Source organism: Massilimicrobiota sp. An142 (assembly GCF_002160725.1).
GTDB lineage: Bacteria > Bacillota_I > Bacilli_A > Erysipelotrichales > Coprobacillaceae > Allocoprobacillus > Allocoprobacillus merdigallinarum.
Genome location: NZ_NFLD01000032.1, coordinates 1 through 17,371 on the forward strand (window position 1 = coordinate 1; position 17,371 = coordinate 17,371).

Sequence of the window (17,371 nt, forward strand, 5' to 3'; positions counted from 1 at the left end):
TTTTCTTTATATAGTTATTCTTTCCTTCTATAGGTCCGTTTGAAAGTCTTCTTCCATCATACCAATGAAATGAATTTAATATCTCCTGTTTCCAGTTTGTGAGTGTCTTTGCACATTCAGTCATCTCTTGTATATTTGATAATTTCATTCTTTTTATTAATGAATCGAATTCTTTTGTTTTTTATTATGAAATTACCCCATTTAGAAATTAAAGCAGAAAAAGGCAAACCCCATAATAAAATTAAAGGTTAAGGTTTACCCCGCGATTATTTAATATACCGAAAAATTTCGTTGTTTAAAGCAACGAAATTTTTTTACTCTTTTAAAATATATTTTCATCAATAAATGTAAAGACTTTGTCCCAATAAGCCTCAACATCATAATCTTTTGATTGAGCATGTCCTGCCTCATCTACAATATATATATCCTTTGTTGTTGGATAAGCCTCATAAACTTCATAAGCCATTTGAACTGGCACAAAATCATCTTTTCCACCATGAATAAACAACATTGGCTGATTTGCATTTTTCACTTGTTCTATACTTGAAGCTTCTTTAAAATCATATCCTACCTTGATTCTGGCTAGAAAATTAGAAATATCTAAAACAGGAAATGTTGGAAGTGAAAAACGTTTATCGAGTTCACTTGCAAATATATCCCATACACTTGTATAACCACAATCTTCAATATATCCAACGACATTTAAAAGACGATCTCCTGAAGCCATCATAACAGTGGCTCCACCCATAGATACACCATGTAAAAGAATCTGTGCCTGCGAATCTCTATTATTAATCCAATCTACCCAACAGGCAATATCATCTTTATCTAACCATCCCATTCCAATATATTCGCCTTCACTTTTTCCATGAGCACGATTATCTGGCAAGACAACATTATATCCATTTTCGTAATAAGTAGCTCCATAGGACATCATTTCTTCATTGCTTGATTTATAACCATGAATCAAGATAACCCACTGATGAACATTATCATGATCTAGATACTGTCCTTTCAATCTTAATGAATCATCTTGACTTACAATCATCGGTCTTGTTTTATTTTCAAAATCCACACCTTTTATAAATTCAGCATCAGCATTGTCATCAATCTGCTGCTGAACATCTCCTGTTAATTTGATTTCATCTTCCTCATCAACCACTCTTTGATCAGATTCACTTGCTGGTGATAAAGCATAATTTACAAAATACGTTCCTACACCATAAGCTCCACTTAATAAAATAGCTATAATGATAAAAGCAATGATAAATCCTCTTTTTTTCATTATCTTCATTCCCTTCATGTTGGCTTTATTGTACTGAAAAAATATGGACTCTTCAAGAAAACCACCAATATTATATTTTATTTTTCACATTTTTTTATATACATATACTTGCCTTCAAAGCTATATATTGTATTTTGAGGTTTTTTCAATTTATATGCAGCATAATGAAAAGAATCTTCAGACAATCTTTGATCTATTTGAGAAATATTTATTTTAATGAAATTATGATCATACATATAAAACTCTATTAAATCTTTATCATAACGATCTCCACAATAGTGAATTTCACTTGTTTCATTTAAAACTATATCAGAAACATTATGTAATGAATGACCCAATTGACTTAACATCTCTGTACTTTGAAAATCACTACATTGAATCAATGATGATGGTATTTGTTTGGTTTGATAAACTCCACCTAATTTATTAATAAGATAATTTTTGTTTTGAATCTTAGCATAACATAATGGCTGAACTTCTTGAACATGCAGTTGTATATTTCCCATAAAATCAATTTCAACTAAAACATTTTCAAAACGTTTCATTTCTTCTATATCCTGAACTATATTGTCCTTAGAAAATAACATATCTATCCATGTATAATCTCCCATATATCCTGATAGCTGTTCACTTATTTGTTGTTCCAATTCTGCATCATTGACACCTATGACATGAATTGTTTTAATTTTCATAATATCAGACAATAAAATAAAAAAAACAAATCCTATGATTCCTAACACAAAGAATAATCTTATCACTTTTATTCTTTTCTTTTTTTTCTTTTCATCATTAATTTTTTAACCTGATTATCCCTATATTCATCCATCATCTTACCTCCATATCTTTCATTATATAAATAATATCTATAAAAATAAATAAAAATGAGCAGGTCTTGCCTACTCACTGATTAAATCATTTTCAATTAAGAATTCCCTTGCGACATCACTTGTCTTTTCATTCAACTCATCCACTCTATAATTCAATTCTACCATGACTTCATCACTGAGATAATTTTGAAGCTGATTGATCAGTTCAACAACTTCAGGATACTCTTCGATAACTGTATTATTCGCAATTGGTATAGCATGATAGGGTAAGAAGAAATTTTTATCATCTTCTAAAACCTGTAAATCAAACTTCTTTAATAGTCCATCTGTTGAATAAGCATCAATGACATCACATTCATTGTTCATTAAAGCTGTATATCGTGGTGCTCCATCAATAGGAACAGTCTGTTTGAAATGAATAGAATATGCTTTTTGTAATCCTACCCAGCAATCTTCTCTTTCCATAAACATTAATGTTGGTGAAAATGTGAGTTGTTGAGAAACTTTACATAAATCACTTATTGTTTTGATATGATACTGCTCAGCTGTATCTTTTCTAATCGCAAGTGTATAAGTATTGTTGAAGCCTAGAGAATCTAAAACATTTAAATCATATTGTTCTTTCATCTGTTCTTTGACAGCGTTATAGACTTCATCAACATTTCCATTAGGTTCGTTGCCTAAGACATTACCATAAATTGTTCCTGTATATTCTACATACATATCAATGGATCCCGTACGCACGGCATCTAAGACAATAGAACTTGAACCTAGAGATAATGACTGTTCAACCTCAATATCAGTATGATCCTCTATATAATATTTCAACATATAATTTAATATTTCTTGTTCAGTAAAATCCATGCTTCCAATTCTAATGACTTGACTGCCATTTGTCTTTGCTAAGCCTGTATAAACAAAGCTGGCTGCTAAAGCAAGACATGAAATAACAATGACAACTTTATCCAATGTGCCTTTCATTTTAGATCTTGGTTTTGATAATTGGAAACTCTTTGGTGTGACTAATCTCTCTAAAATAGAAAATATATAATCTATAAGTAATGCCAGTAAGCAGGCAGGTATAGCTCCAGCTAAGATTTGAGCATTATTGACCGTTCGAATACCCGCATAAACCAGATATCCTAAACCATCAGCGCCAATAAAAGCTGCCAAAGTCATCAAACCAACCGAACTAACTGCACTGACTCTGACACCAGCCATGATAACAGGTGCAGCTAATGGAATCTGAACTTTATATAAAACCTGAAATTTATTTAAACCAATACCTTTAGCGGCTTCTAAAGTTTCTCCATTAATATTGTCCAGTCCTGTGACTGTATTTTTAATAATAGGTAATAAAGAGTAAAGTATCACCATGACAATGGCTGGTTTTGTTCCAATTCCTAAAAGAGGAATCATAAAACCTAATAAGGCCATTGATGGAATCGCCTGAATAATATTTGCTAATGCCATAATTGGTTTTTTAGATGGCTTAAAATAAGTAATAAAAATACCTAAAGGGACACCTATAATAATCGCAATCAAAATAGCCATAACAGTCAATTGAACATGACCTATTAATAAATCAAAAATCTGCATATAGTTTTGGGAACAATAATCTATAAATGCTTGCATTATTCTCCCTCACTTTCATCATATTTTTTAGAAAGCGTTGTAACCAGGGTACTCTTGGTAATTAAACCTTTTAAGATCCCATCATCTACAACAGGAATTGTATACATATTCTTCTCTTTGGTGATATTTAAAACATCAACGATTGATTCCTGTGAAGAAACTGTGATACATTCCTTTTGCATAACATGACCCACAATTTCATCTTTATTTTTTTCATCGGCTGCATCAGCCGCATGAATAACACCTTTAAAATGTCCCTGACGATCTATTACCATCAAACTATCAACGCTTGAATTAAACATCATATTTAAAGCTTTTACACATTTTAAACGATCATAACAGGTAATTGGTCGATCTATCATAATGTCTGCTGCTTTGATTAATTCTGGTGAATCCCAGATACGCTTTTTCCCAACAAAGTTTAAAACAAAGTCATTGGCAGGATGTTTTAAGATTTGTTCAGGTGTATCGTACTGTTGAATTTTTCCACCACTCATAATACATATACGATCTGCCAATTTGATAGCTTCTGCCATATCATGAGTCACAAACACAATCGTCTTTTGAACACTATTTTGTAATGTCAACAGTTCATCCTGTAATTGATTTCTCGTAATAGGATCTAATGCACTAAAAGGTTCATCCATTAAAATAATATCTGGTTCACTTGCAAAAGCTCTTGCAACACCTACACGTTGTTGTTGACCACCACTCATCTGACCAGGATACTTATCTAAATATTCATCTGGATCTAAACCAACCATATTTAAAACATCTTTCACTTTTTCCAAAAGATGTTTATCATTTTTATTTTTTAACTTTGGAATCAGTTCAATATTTTCTTTCACTGTCATATGAGGAAATAATCCTGTTTGTTGAATAACATAACCAATATTACGTCTTAATTCAATTTCATTTTCCTCACTAATATCCTTTCCATTTACATAAATTGTCCCCTGGCTTGGTTTAATCAACCGATTAATCATCTTTAAAGCAGTCGTTTTTCCACACCCACTGGGTCCAATCAAACAAACAAATTCACCATCATTCACTGTAAAATTGATATCTTCCAATACATGTTTATCTTTAAATGACTTGTAAACATTTTGAAATTCTATCATAAGCAAAACACCTCACTTAAATACATTTTATATCTTAGATGTGACTCTTATGTGAATTCTTTAATTATCTATATCTTTATATCCTTAAAATATAGGTTTTTTTTATTTATATCCTAAATAATAACATAGATATCATTTGAATTTTGACGAAAAAAAGAATATGAATTATGACTTCATATTCTTAAATGCAGTTGAAAGCATCAACTTAATTCTATTTAATTGGTTAACTTCACTCGCACCTGGATCATAATCCACAGCCACAATGTTACTTTGTGGATATTTTTTACGTAAGGCTTTAATAACACCTTTACCTGTTACATGATTTGGTAAGCAGGCAAATGGCTGCATACACACAATATTTGGTGCACCTTCTTCAATTAATTCAATCATTTCTCCAGTTAAGAACCATCCTTCACCTGTCTGATTTCCAATAGAGACAACTTCACTTGCTTTTTTCGCAATTTGATCAATAGGTGTTGGTGGATCAAAACGTTTTGAATCTCTTAATGCCTTAATCATATCTTTTCTTAAGAAATCAACAAACCAGATGGCAAAATTACATAACCATACTGAAGATTGTGAAGCATCAAAATGTTCATGTTCATACCAAGTGTTATAGAAACAATACTGGAAGAAATCAATTAAATCAGGCATAACAGCTTCTCCACCTTCTGATTCAATGATTTTCACAATTTCATTATTGGCAGTAGGATGGAATTTGACTAAGATTTCTCCAACCAATCCAACTCTTGGTTTTTTAATATCTAATAATGGCAATTCATCAAAGTCTTTGACAATTTGATAAACATTCTTTTTAAATTCTTTCATGCTGCCATTTTTCACATTTTCCTGACATTTTGCAACCCATGATTCATAAAGTTTATTGGCTGAACCTTTGACTTTTTCATAAGGACGTACACGATAAAGAACGCGCATAAATAAGTCCCCATACATAGCACCAATGATTACTTTTTTGGCAATCTTATATGTAATCTTAAATCCAGGATTACTTTCTAATCCTGATAAGTTTGCAGAGATAACTGGAATTTGTTCCATTCCGGCATCTTTTAATGCCTTTCTAATGAACGCAATATAGTTTGTTGCACGACATCCTCCACCTGTTTGAGAAATAATCAATGCCACTTTATTCAAATCATATTTTCCACTATTTAAAGCATTCATCATTTGTCCTACAACTAAAATACTTGGATAACATGCATCATTGTTGACATATTTTAATCCCTGTTCTACTGCATCTTTATCAACTGAAGGTAACACTTCAAAGTTATAGCCTTCCGAATTCATGGCAGTTTCAACAAACTGGAAATGAATCGGTGACATCTGTGGACAAAGAATTGTATAACGATCTTCTTTCATCTGTTTTGTAAAAGGTACTTTTACCTGTTCATACTTCTTAGATAAATCAATAATATCTTCTTTCTTTTCAATCGTTGCTTTTAATGAACGAATACGAATACGAATAGCTCCTAAATTACTTCCTTCATCTATCTTAATTAAAGTATAGATTTTATTTCTTGCTTTTAAGATTTCAGAAACCTGATCAGCTGTTACAGCATCTAACCCACAACCAAATGACGTTAACTGAATTAATTGTAAATCCTTTTGTGAAGAAACGAAAGAAGCCGCTTTATATAAACGTGAATGATATGTCCATTGATCAACAACACGTAATTTTAAATGTTCTTCATCTAAATAACAAACACTATCCTCACTTAAGACAACAAATCCTTCACTCGTAATTAAATCTGGAATTCCATGATTAATTTCAGGATCCACATGATAAGGACGACCTGCCAAAACAATACCTTGCATATGGTTTTCACGCATATATTCCATGGCACGTTTTCCTTCCTGACGAATATCCTGCTGACAATGATCTAATTCTTCATAAGCTTTATCTATAGCCTGATGTAATTCCTGATCTGTAATATGAAACTCACTTAATTCTTCTTTTAAGACATGGAACAATGTCTTTTTATTATTTAATGATATAAATGGATTTTTGAATTTTATATTTTTTTGTTGGAGATTATCCACATTATTTCTAATGACTTCTGGATAAGAAGCAACAACAGGACAGTTATAATGATTTCCAGCATCTTCATTTTCCATTCTTTCATAAGCGACTGATGGATAGAAGATAAAAGGCACTCCTCTAGCAATCAGATTTTCAATATGCCCATGTGTAATTTTAGCAGGATAACAAGCACTTTCACTTGGAATAGATTCAATTCCTTTTTCATAGATGGCTTTAGATGAACGAGATGATAAAACAACTCTAAATTTCAATTCTGTAAAGAATGTATGCCAGAAAGGATAATTTTCATACATATTTAAAGCTCTAGGGATACCAACAATACCTCTAGGAGCATCTTCTATTGGTAAAGAATGATAATTAAAGACACGACGATATTTATAATCAAATAAGTTTGGTAATGATTTAGATTTTAATGGTAAATTAGCTCCTCTTTCACATCTATTTCCACTAATAAACTCTCTTCCATCATTAAATGAAGTAATTGTCAACATACAGTTATTTGTACATTTACCACAATTTTTCATACTATTTTGATATGTTAAATGTTCTAATTCTTCACGTGTTAATAAAGTTGTCCCTTTGCCATCATCTTTTTCTTTCGCAATTGTTGCCATTCCATAAGCACCCATCAATCCTGCAATATCAGGTCTAATGACTTCAATACCTGCTTCTTTTTCAAAAGCACGTAAAACGGCTTCATTATAGAATGTTCCACCTTGTACAACAACATTTTTACCGATTTGGTCTTTACTTCTTAACTTAATAACTTTATATAAGGCATTCTTGATAACGGAATATGATAATCCTGCTGAAATATCTGCTAAAGATGCACCTTCTTTTTGAGACTGTTTCACTTTTGAATTCATGAAAACTGTACAACGACTTCCTAAATCAAGTGGATGTTTTGACATCAATGCCATCTCGGCAAATTCATCAATTTCATATCCTAAAGAATGAGCAAATGTTTCAAGGAAAGACCCACATCCAGATGAACATGCTTCATTCAATGTAATATCTTGAATGACATCATCCTTAATGGTGATTGCCTTCATATCCTGTCCACCAATATCTAAAATAAAGTCAACATCAGGTTCAAAATGTTTAGCTGCTGTGTAATGAGCAATTGTTTCTACTTCACCATAATCTACTTTTAATGCTGCTTTAATTAAAGCTTCACCATATCCAGTGACACCAGTTTTTTGAATATGACATCCTTCAGGAATTAAATCATAGATTTCCTTCATAATTCTAATAATTAAATCTAAAGGATTTCCTTCGTTAGAATTGTAGAAAGAATATAATATTGATCCTTCATCATCAATTAATACAACTTTAGATGTTGTTGAACCAACATCAATACCAACATAAATATTGCCTTGATATTTTTTTAGATTTCTTTTCTTTGTCATGGCTTGAAGATGACGATCTCTAAATCCTCTTAATTCATCTTCATTATGAAATAAAGGTTCTAATGTATGAGCTGCTTCTGTTCCATTATCTTTTAAAACTTTTAAATCATGAATCAATTTGTCCAATGGAATTGCTTTTTCTACATCTTTCGCATTTAAGGCAGCACCCATAGCTACAAACAATTGGGAATTATCTGGGAAAATAATATCCTCATCTTGAAGCTCTAATGTTTCAATAAAACGTTGTCTTAGTTCACTTAAGAAGTATAGAGGTCCTCCTAAAAAAGCGACTTTTCCTTTAATCGGTTTTCCACAGGCTAACCCACTGATAGTCTGATTCACAACCGCCTGGAAAATAGAAGCCGCTATATCTTCTTTTCTTGCGCCTTCATTGATTAAAGGCTGAACATCAGTTTTCGCAAAAACCCCACAACGAGAAGCAATTGGATAAATACGCTGATGATTTTTGGCTAATTCATTCAATCCTGAAGCATCAGTCTGTAATAAAGTGGCCATCTGATCAATAAATGCACCTGTTCCACCGGCACAAGTTCCATTCATACGTTGTTCTAACGAACCTTCAAAATAAGTAATTTTCGCATCTTCTCCACCTAATTCAATGGCAACATCTGTTTGTGGAATATAAGTTTCTATTGTTTTGGTACATGCAATCACTTCCTGTACAAATTTGACATTTAATGATTGAGAAATTGACAATCCTCCTGATCCTGTAATAACTGGATAAATATTGATTCCTGGATATTCTTGATGAATTTCTTCTAATAATGTAAGTATTGTATTTCTTACATCTGAATTATGTCTGACATAACGTGAAAATAAACAGACATCCTTTTCATCTGTTAAATAAGCTTTAACTGTTGTAGATCCCACATCAATTCCTAAATAATATTGACTCATAACACTTCTCCTTTAAACATTACACTTATCTATAATTTTTAATCTTATCTTATTTCGACATTATCTTCAATTGATATGCTTTACTTCAAATCTTTAATAATTTGATTAATCTTTAACGATAAACGTAAATATTCTTTAGTATCTTCTTCTCCTAAACATTCTAAAAGATGACCAAAATAGGCTTCAATTTCTTTTTGTTTTTCTCTAGCAAATGCTTTCCCTTTATCCGTAATAAACACCTTTATTTTTCTTTTGTCTAATGGATCGACTATCCTTTGGATATAACCTTTTTTAGATAATGTATTAAGCACTGCTGCAACTCTTGACGTATTAATATCAAAACGCTGACTAATCTCGGAAGCATTGACTCCATCACCATCCATCAAATAAATAAGAACTGCACATTCCCCTCTGGCAATTTCACTGATATCACGATGACAAAACTTAAATGCCTGTTCATTTTCTATCATATAACCTATTAATTCTCTAGCATATTTACGATAATCCATTTTATTTACCTCACACTATGAGCATTTTATACAACTTTATCTCATTTGTCAATTTTTTTGTTTATTTGTCTATTTCTTAAAAATAAACGATATTGTTTGATGTTCAAATTTGATGTTGGTACAATAAAGAAAAGAGGGAGAGATACATATGTATGAAAAAATAAAAGAACTTGCAAAGTTATATTATCCTGATACTGTAAATTGTCGTCGTGATTTACATAAGTATGCTGAAAAAGGCTGGTTAGAAATGCGAACAGCCTGTTATATTGCTTCTACATTAGAGGAATTAGGATACGAAGTGCTTGTTGGTGAAGATATTATGAAAAAAGAAGCACGTATGGGTGTGCCACCAGAAACAATTTTACATTTAAATTACCACCGTGCTCAAAAGCAGGGAGCAAATCCTTACTATTTGGAAAAAGTTAAAATGGGAATGACTGCCGTGGCAGGTGTATTAAAATGTGGAGATGGTCCTACTCTTGCTTTAAGATTTGATATTGATGCTTTAGGCCTCATTGAAGAATCATCATCAAGTCATTTTCCTTTTACGAATGGTTTTGCATCTGTACATCGTGGAACAATGCATGCCTGTGGTCATGATGGTCATACTGCAATTGGTTTAACCACAGCTAAAATACTTATGAACATCAAAGACCATTTACATGGAACAATCAAACTTATTTTTCAACCTGCTGAAGAAGGTGTTATGGGAGCCAGAAGTATTGCTGAAAGTGGATTCTTAGATGATGTTGATTATATTTGTGCAGCTCATATTATGCCTCAAGAAGATCAACCTTATGATTTGTATTTTGGTATGGATGAATCTTTTGCGACCACAAAACTTGATATTACTTATCATGGTGTATCTACTCATGCTGCTGAATCGCCACAGTTTGGAAAAAATGCTTTACTATCTGCCGCTAACTGTATTTTAAATTTACACTCTATTCCTCGTAACAGTGATGGTCAGACACGTGTGAATGTTGGAACTGTTCATGCTGGTACAGGAAGAAACGTTGTACCTGAAACAGCTAAACTTGAAATTGAAGTCCGTGGTGTTACAAGTGAATTAAATCGCTATATGGAAATTTATGCGAGAGATATTATTGAAGGTTCAGCACGTATGCATGATACTGTTGTTGAAATTAAAGAAATGGGTAAAGCTTATGCATTAGATTGTGATGAAGACTTTATGAATACGATTCGTTCAATGTGTCAGCGATACCTTCCTGATTTAAACTTACCTCCATATAATTTAAGTCCACTGGGAGGTAGTGATGATTTTTCATATTTCATGGAACGTGTTCAAGCTCATGGTGGCAAAGCCACTTACATGAAACTTTTAACACCTATTGTTTCATCACCACATAATGATGCTTTTGATTTTGATGAAAAAGTTCTAGCATTAGGTCCTCGCATCTTTGCAAGTCTTATCTATTATCTTTCTCATGAAAACAAGGCATAAGAGATACAAATCAAGTATCTTTTATGCCTTTTCATTATTTATTAGCTTTCTTATAACGTTTTCCTTTGGTTACACCATTATCAATAAGTTTTTCATTTTCTACTAGTTCTTTTAATAATGTTTGAACACGTCTTTCCTTAACACCCAAAATATCTATAAAATCTTTTACCTTATACCATTGTCCATATTCCATATAAGAAAGAATTTGTTCATATTGTTTGAATGTTTTTCCTGAACTTTTTTTCTCGCGCTTTTTTTCTCGCACTTTTTTTCTCGCACTTTTTTCTCGCACTTTTTTTTGAAATGAAAGTGTTAAAATAGTTCGATCTGGATTCATTTTCTCTTCTATAATGGGTTCTTTCCATTGCTGTTCTTCCCAGATAGAAAATAATTCTGGGACACCACTTCCAGCTCTTTCTCCAATTCCAATGAGATTGAACATTTTCATTAATGCTTTATTTCTTGGATCAGATTCTCCACCTAATTTCATTTGATATTTCCCAACACGAATAGAACCAGGATTTTCAATCGTTAAAATATCATTATCCTGCTTAATCACAATACCTCTAGGAATATAAAAATCCGCATTAACTAAACAATTCGCCAAAACTTCACGTAAAGCACGATGAACAGGAGTATCATCAATTCTATCTCCGCCAACAATTTTAAATGGTATTTTCACATTACGTATAATTTTATTATAAACCCTAAAATAGAAATCAAACAAATTACCTGTCCATTCACCTGATGTCGATTGCAAGCGATCTGTCCATCTAATAGTCGGGTCTAACATTTCCCTATAATCAAGGAAATATTCTGGATAGTAATTAACGATATTATATTCTTCACCAAACATGAGTAATCCTGCTCCTGTTGGGTGTAGTTTGCCATCTTTTCCTAATTTTGCAGCACCAATTTTTAATAAATACTGATCATCATCTAAATTCATCCAAGGGTGAGCAGCTCTAAAAGCACGATGCCTATTTCGATAAGCATGTATTGTTTCTATATCAAACACTGATAAATCCATACTCTCGATGATTGCCATATCCATTGTTTCTTCAATTTGATCCCTAAGCATTGCTTTAACCTGTAACGGAGTACAACGATAATCTCCAGTATGTGTTCTTTTATATGTTCCTTTAAACATATCATTATTAATATATACAGGTTTTTGTTCTCGTTTTGCCATAGGAACATGTATAACGATGATTATATCATCTTGTATTTCATATACATTTACATCATCTTCGTTCAAAAGATTAATACTGACTTTTTGTAAATTATGAGCTTGATTCCAAAAATTATCCAATATTTTTTCTTTATCAGATATTTTTAATCCTGTTGTTTTCCAACTTCTATCACTTAATTCTTGAATACCAAGAATAATAATTCCACCATAGGTATTTGCCATAGCTGAATAAGACTCCCATAATGAAACAGGTAAGCCTCCTTTAGCTTTCTTCACTTCTCTACGATTATCTTCTTTATATGAATCAAACTCAGTTATATCAAATAAATTATTCACGTTAGACATTCCTCCTAACAATATTCTTTGATTCATATTATACCTGTTTTTATGATGACTTAAAATACTATCTTATACAATTACAAATCTATTTATCTTCTCTTATCGCTTTAACATAATAATCAAAATCATTATTTAAATAGAGCTGGACACTTTCTTGTAAATCCTCACAAATATCTAAAATACGTTTTTCACTTACAAGTGGGTTGATATAACGCTTTTTAGAAACAATTTTCCAATAACCATCTTGAGGTAATCTAGAAATCAGAATTTTATTTAATTGTGTATATTGATGAAAAATAGAATGTAGTTCTTTATTTTCTTTAATCATCATTTCTGTTAAGTTTTCTGTTGCTTCCTGATTTGTATAATCATGATACATAAAATCAATAACATGTGCAAAAACAGGTGTAGAAATATCATGTAATAAAGCAGCAACTGTCTGATGCTTATCATGAGTGAAATGATATGTAATCAAAGCCACTCCAATACTATGATTATATCTAGAAACACCTTTACAGTTTCTAAAAGATTCAAATTGAGTATATTCCATTCCACAGTTCATACTTACATCTTTTAGTCTTTGAAAAAGAGATGTTTGAATAATGTCTTGAACATAATTTGGGATATATTCACTATAAATATCATAAACAATCATATCTTTACCAACATTTAAAACTTATTCTTTAAACAATGCTCTACCAATTCTCACAATAGTTGCTCCTTCTTCCAAAGCTATATCATAATCTTGGGACATTCCCATAGATAATTCATGTAATGGATATTCAGGATATTCGTTTTTTAATCGTTCTAATAACTCTTTTGTCTTTTTAAAATAAATACGTGTTTGTTCTTTTTCAATATGTGGTGCCATCATCATAAGTCCATCAACAATCAAAGATGGACAATTCTTTAAATATGTCATCACCTGATCCATCTCTTCTTCATCAAAACCATGTTTACTTTCTTCTTTAGCAATATTAACCTGTAATAATATATGAACTTTTAACTGATGTTTTTGTGCTTGCTTTTCTAATTCATCAATCAAATGATAACTATTTACAGAATGAATTAACTCTACCTTATCAATGATATATTTCACTTTATTCTTTTGTAAAGTTCCAATAAAATGCCAATGACCTTTTCCATGATATTGTTCATATTTATCTAAGAAAGCCTGAACTCTATTTTCTCCAAAATATAAACAACCACATGCTTCCAGTTTTTCTATTTCTTTTTCATCTATATATTTCGTTGCTGCAACCAGTGTTGCAGGTTTTACCTTTTCTAACATATTTTTGACTGCTTCTTCATTGACTATCATACTCATTCCTCCTTATTTTTTTATTATATAATCTTTTCATCATAACTTAAATCATAAAATCATAGATTTATCAAAAAGAATTCATAAAAAGGTGCTATAATATTTCATATAATGAGGTGATTCAAATGAATGATTTATTAGAAAGATATCTAGGTGCAGTGTGTTCTTATTTTTTTGGAAGAAAACGCCAATATGTTTATCATGATTTAAAAACTCAAATCAGTCAATCGGTACATCAATATGAAGATATGGAAGACTTATTAATGAGTTATGGACATCCACTAAGTGTTGCTTACTCATATGGCTATCGTCCTACAATTTATCATCATTTTAATCCTAAAATAGTTAATTTCATTGAAAAACTTGTTTTTTTAATTTCAGGTATTTATCTTTTTTTATCAACCCTTTATTATCTTGAACAATTTGGTTGTTTATCATTTCAATCAACAAACAATGTTGTGACAACAATGAATACTTCATCTATCTTTGAAGCTTTTCTTTCTTATCCAATCATTATAATGATTGGTATCATTGCCATAGCAATCTTAGCTTTAATCATATTGGATAAAAAAGAGCCTATTCCTCAAGATTTAAATCTCTGTTGGAATATACAAGATCTGGATCATTTACCCCATCCATCCCATTATCCAAATCATACTATTGAAACCATCTTTATGATTATATTTATTGCTTTCTTTATTTGTTATGGTTTTTTCTTTTCTAGTGATATTATTATTAAAATACAACATGAATCATATCAAATGATTCATATGATGACCTATTTCTTTCAACCATTTATTATGATCATTATTTTTGATTATTTTATAGATATGACCAAAAAAATATATACCAAAAAATATTTAAAATATAGCTTTATCATTAATTTATTTACTATTGTTTCTTTAACAATCTTTGTTGTGAATTCTCATTTTTTAAGTCAATATTTATTACCTATAAATACAAATTTTCAATATATTCTTGTTAATGCATTTATTATTACAGCTTTATTCTTTATCTACTTTATTTCATTATATAAATTAGTGAGAAACATAAAATCATATCGTTTCTTATTTAAAAAATAGACCATAGAAATGATTCCATTTCTATGGTCTTGTGTTTTTATCTTATTTTTGTACCATTTGGTAAGTTTTCTACAGACACAAGTTCTAACATTTTTTTCTTAGATCCTGCAAGAATCATACCTTGAGATTCAACACCTCTTAATTTTGCAGGTTTCAAGTTAGATACAACAATAACTTTCTTACCAATCATATCTTCTGGTGTATAGAAGTCAGCAATACCACTGACAATCTGTCTTGTTTCTTTACCAATATTGATTTGAGAAACTAACAGCTTATCAGCATCAGGATGTTTTTCACATTTTTCAACTGTACCTACAACCAATTCAATTTTTGCAAAATCATCAATTGTAATTTGATTGTCATCCTCTTGTTTTTCTTCTTTTTGAGGATATAAAGCTGCTACTTTCTTTTCTACTTCTTTAGGATCTAATCTTGCAAATAACTGTTGAGGTTTTTCAGTGACTTTTGTTCCTTCTTGATATAAACCAAAAGTATTTAAGTCTAAGAAGTTTCTTTGATCTGTATTGATTTGATCTAAAATCTTTGTAGATGTAGAAGGCATATATGGTTCTAATGCAATAGCAGCAAAACGGATGGCTTCAATTAAGTTATAAAGAACTGTTGCGAGACGATCTTTCTTGCTTTCATCTTTTGCAAGTGCCCAAGGCATTGTATCATCAATATATTTATTTGTTCTTCTTAGTAATACAAAGATTTCATCTAAGGCTTTAGATGCTTTAAATTCATCCATGTAAGCCTGAACTTTCTTTGGCATAGCTAAAGCAATTTCTTTTAATTCATCATCAACAGGTTCACTCACACCTGGATTTGTCACAATACCATCAAAATATTTATTTGTCATGGCAATTGTTCTATTGACTAAGTTACCTAAAATATTAGCTAAATCAGAATTAATACGTTCAACTAATAAATCCCATGTGATACTTCCATCATTGTCATAAGGAATTTCATGTAAAACATAGTATCTGACAGCATCGACACCAAAGATTTTAACCAAATCATCTGCATAGATTACATTTCCTTTAGATTTAGACATTTTACTTTCACCTTGTAATAACCAAGGATGTCCAAAAACTTGTTTTGGTAAAGGAATATCTAAAGCCATCAACATAATAGGCCAATAAATCGTATGGAATCTCACGATATCTTTACCAATTAAATGTAAATCTGCTGGCCAATATTTCTTATATAATTCACCATGATTTCCATCAACATCATAGCCAAGTCCTGTAATATAGTTTGTTAAAGCATCAATCCATACATACACAACATGTTTAGGATCAAAGTCTACAGGGATAGACCATTTGAACGAAGTACGTGAAACACATAAATCCTGTAAACCTGGTTTTAAGAAGTTATTCATCATTTCATTCTTTCTTGAAACAGGTTGAATAAATTCAGGGTGCTCTTCAATATGTTGAATTAAACGATCAGCATATTTAGATAATTTAAAGAAATAAGCTTCTTCTTTCGCATCATGAACTTCTCCACCACAATCAGGACATTTTCCATCAACCAATTGAGATTCAGTAAAGAATGATTCACATGCTGTACAATATTTACCTTCATAATGCCCTAGATAAATATCTCCCTGATCATATAATTTCTTAAAGATTTTTTGCACTTGTTTCACATGATATTCATCTGTTGTTCTCATGAAACGATCATATGTTGTATCCATCATATCCCAAATTTCTTTGACAACAGCTGCTTTTTCATCAACAAATTGTTTAGGTGGGATACCAGCTTCTTGAGCTTTTAACTCAATCTTTTGTCCATGTTCATCAGTTCCAGTCTGAAAATAAACATTGTATCCTTCCTGTCTTTTACTTCTTGCAATAGCATCAGCTAAAATAATTTCATATGTATTTCCAATATGAGGTTTTCCTGAAGTATAAGTAATCGCCGTCGTTAAATAATAATCTTTTGGATCTTTCATCATATCTCCTCCTTCAAAATAAAAAACGTCCTTATAAAAGGACGTATTATACGCGGTACCACCTTTTTTTATATCTGTCGATATACCCTCAAAACTTTAACGCAGTTAACGTTTATCTCTCACTATTCAAGATAACAGCTCCCAGCCCATCTTCATAAAAGTTATGTCCTGATTTGCACCAACCATCAGTTCTCTACAACGCCCTTTTAATCTCTGCTGTTCTTTGCCTTTTTTATACTCTTAAACATT

General features: G+C 31.2%; 12 protein-coding genes, 1 pseudogene and 1 other annotated feature. Of the genes and pseudogenes, 2 read left to right on the top strand and 11 right to left on the bottom strand.

Annotation, left to right across the window (positions count from 1 at the left end; all coding sequences use genetic code 11):
- The 7 genes and pseudogenes from B5E87_RS11910 to B5E87_RS11940 all read right to left on the bottom strand — a co-directional run.
- Positions 1-181, bottom strand: a pseudogene (locus tag B5E87_RS11910) (transposase); the annotation flags it as partial.
- 141 nt (positions 182-322) lie between these two features.
- Positions 323-1,285, bottom strand: coding sequence for an alpha/beta hydrolase (locus tag B5E87_RS11915; protein ID WP_224762530.1), 963 nt, complete (start codon positions 1,283-1,285; stop codon positions 323-325).
- A 77-nt stretch (positions 1,286-1,362) separates the two neighbouring features.
- Entirely contained in the window at positions 1,363-1,977 is a 615-nt protein-coding gene (locus B5E87_RS11920; RefSeq protein WP_143746909.1) for a cell division protein FtsQ/DivIB, read from the bottom strand.
- A gap of 204 nt (positions 1,978-2,181) precedes the next feature.
- Complete coding sequence (locus tag B5E87_RS11925) at positions 2,182-3,747, bottom strand: ABC transporter permease/substrate-binding protein (protein ID WP_087245130.1); 1,566 nt, start codon at positions 3,745-3,747, stop codon at positions 2,182-2,184.
- Positions 3,747-4,868 carry a betaine/proline/choline family ABC transporter ATP-binding protein gene (locus B5E87_RS11930; protein ID WP_087245131.1) on the bottom strand — a complete coding sequence of 374 codons (1,122 nt, stop codon included), beginning with the start codon at positions 4,866-4,868 and terminating at the stop codon, positions 3,747-3,749. Before B5E87_RS11930 ends, B5E87_RS11925 begins: the two co-directional genes overlap by 1 nt.
- Before the next feature lie 165 nt (positions 4,869-5,033).
- Positions 5,034-9,254, bottom strand: coding sequence for a 2-hydroxyacyl-CoA dehydratase (locus tag B5E87_RS11935; protein ID WP_087245132.1), 4,221 nt, complete (start codon positions 9,252-9,254; stop codon positions 5,034-5,036).
- An 80-nt stretch (positions 9,255-9,334) separates the two neighbouring features.
- Complete coding sequence (locus B5E87_RS11940; RefSeq protein WP_087245133.1) at positions 9,335-9,763, bottom strand: MarR family winged helix-turn-helix transcriptional regulator; 429 nt, start codon at positions 9,761-9,763, stop codon at positions 9,335-9,337.
- A 148-nt stretch (positions 9,764-9,911) separates the two neighbouring features.
- Here B5E87_RS11940 and B5E87_RS11945 point away from each other — a divergent pair, with 148 nt between their 5' ends.
- A complete protein-coding gene (locus B5E87_RS11945; protein ID WP_087245134.1) occupies positions 9,912-11,228 on the top strand; it encodes an amidohydrolase in 1,317 nt (438 codons plus the stop codon).
- Positions 11,229-11,262: 34 nt separating this feature from the next.
- On the opposite strand, the gene B5E87_RS11950 is transcribed toward B5E87_RS11945, so the two are convergent.
- From B5E87_RS11950 to B5E87_RS11960, 3 genes are all read right to left on the bottom strand, one after another.
- Positions 11,263-12,756 (bottom strand): RNA-binding domain-containing protein, encoded by a 1,494-nt coding sequence (locus tag B5E87_RS11950; RefSeq protein ID WP_087245135.1) that lies wholly within the window; start codon positions 12,754-12,756, stop codon positions 11,263-11,265.
- Between the two features lie 88 nt (positions 12,757-12,844).
- Complete coding sequence (locus B5E87_RS11955; protein ID WP_241147177.1) at positions 12,845-13,414, bottom strand: HD domain-containing protein; 570 nt, start codon at positions 13,412-13,414, stop codon at positions 12,845-12,847.
- Between the two features lie 21 nt (positions 13,415-13,435).
- Positions 13,436-14,080, bottom strand: a complete 645-nt coding sequence (locus B5E87_RS11960) for a YggS family pyridoxal phosphate-dependent enzyme (RefSeq protein WP_087245136.1) — start codon at positions 14,078-14,080, stop codon at positions 13,436-13,438.
- A 125-nt stretch (positions 14,081-14,205) separates the two neighbouring features.
- Between B5E87_RS11960 and B5E87_RS11965 the strand changes: the two genes are divergently transcribed.
- Positions 14,206-15,162 (top strand): hypothetical protein, encoded by a 957-nt coding sequence (locus tag B5E87_RS11965; protein WP_087245137.1) that lies wholly within the window; start codon positions 14,206-14,208, stop codon positions 15,160-15,162.
- 37 nt (positions 15,163-15,199) lie between these two features.
- Here B5E87_RS11965 and metG read toward each other — a convergent pair whose 3' ends face one another.
- Complete coding sequence (gene metG, locus B5E87_RS11970) at positions 15,200-17,194, bottom strand: methionine--tRNA ligase (RefSeq protein ID WP_255374749.1); 1,995 nt, start codon at positions 17,192-17,194, stop codon at positions 15,200-15,202.
- Positions 17,157-17,355: a binding site (T-box leader), on the bottom strand. (Overlaps the previous gene by 38 nt.)
- Positions 17,356-17,371 lie beyond the last annotated feature (16 nt).

Bases quoted from the DNA above. Each gene is read 5' to 3' on its own strand.
- B5E87_RS11915 (WP_224762530.1), bottom strand. From the start codon at position 1,285: ATGAAAAAAAGAGGATTTATCATTGCTTTTATCATTATAGCTATTTTA.
- B5E87_RS11920 (WP_143746909.1), bottom strand. From the start codon at position 1,977: ATGAAAATTAAAACAATTCATGTCATAGGTGTCAATGATGCAGAATTG.
- B5E87_RS11925 (WP_087245130.1), bottom strand. From the start codon at position 3,747: ATGCAAGCATTTATAGATTATTGTTCCCAAAACTATATGCAGATTTTT.
- B5E87_RS11930 (WP_087245131.1), bottom strand. From the start codon at position 4,868: ATGATAGAATTTCAAAATGTTTACAAGTCATTTAAAGATAAACATGTA.
- B5E87_RS11935 (WP_087245132.1), bottom strand. From the start codon at position 9,254: ATGAGTCAATATTATTTAGGAATTGATGTGGGATCTACAACAGTTAAA.
- B5E87_RS11940 (WP_087245133.1), bottom strand. From the start codon at position 9,763: ATGGATTATCGTAAATATGCTAGAGAATTAATAGGTTATATGATAGAA.
- B5E87_RS11945 (WP_087245134.1), top strand. From the start codon at position 9,912: ATGTATGAAAAAATAAAAGAACTTGCAAAGTTATATTATCCTGATACT.
- B5E87_RS11955 (WP_241147177.1), bottom strand. From the start codon at position 13,414: ATGATTGTTTATGATATTTATAGTGAATATATCCCAAATTATGTTCAA.
- B5E87_RS11960 (WP_087245136.1), bottom strand. From the start codon at position 14,080: ATGATAGTCAATGAAGAAGCAGTCAAAAATATGTTAGAAAAGGTAAAA.
- B5E87_RS11965 (WP_087245137.1), top strand. From the start codon at position 14,206: ATGAATGATTTATTAGAAAGATATCTAGGTGCAGTGTGTTCTTATTTT.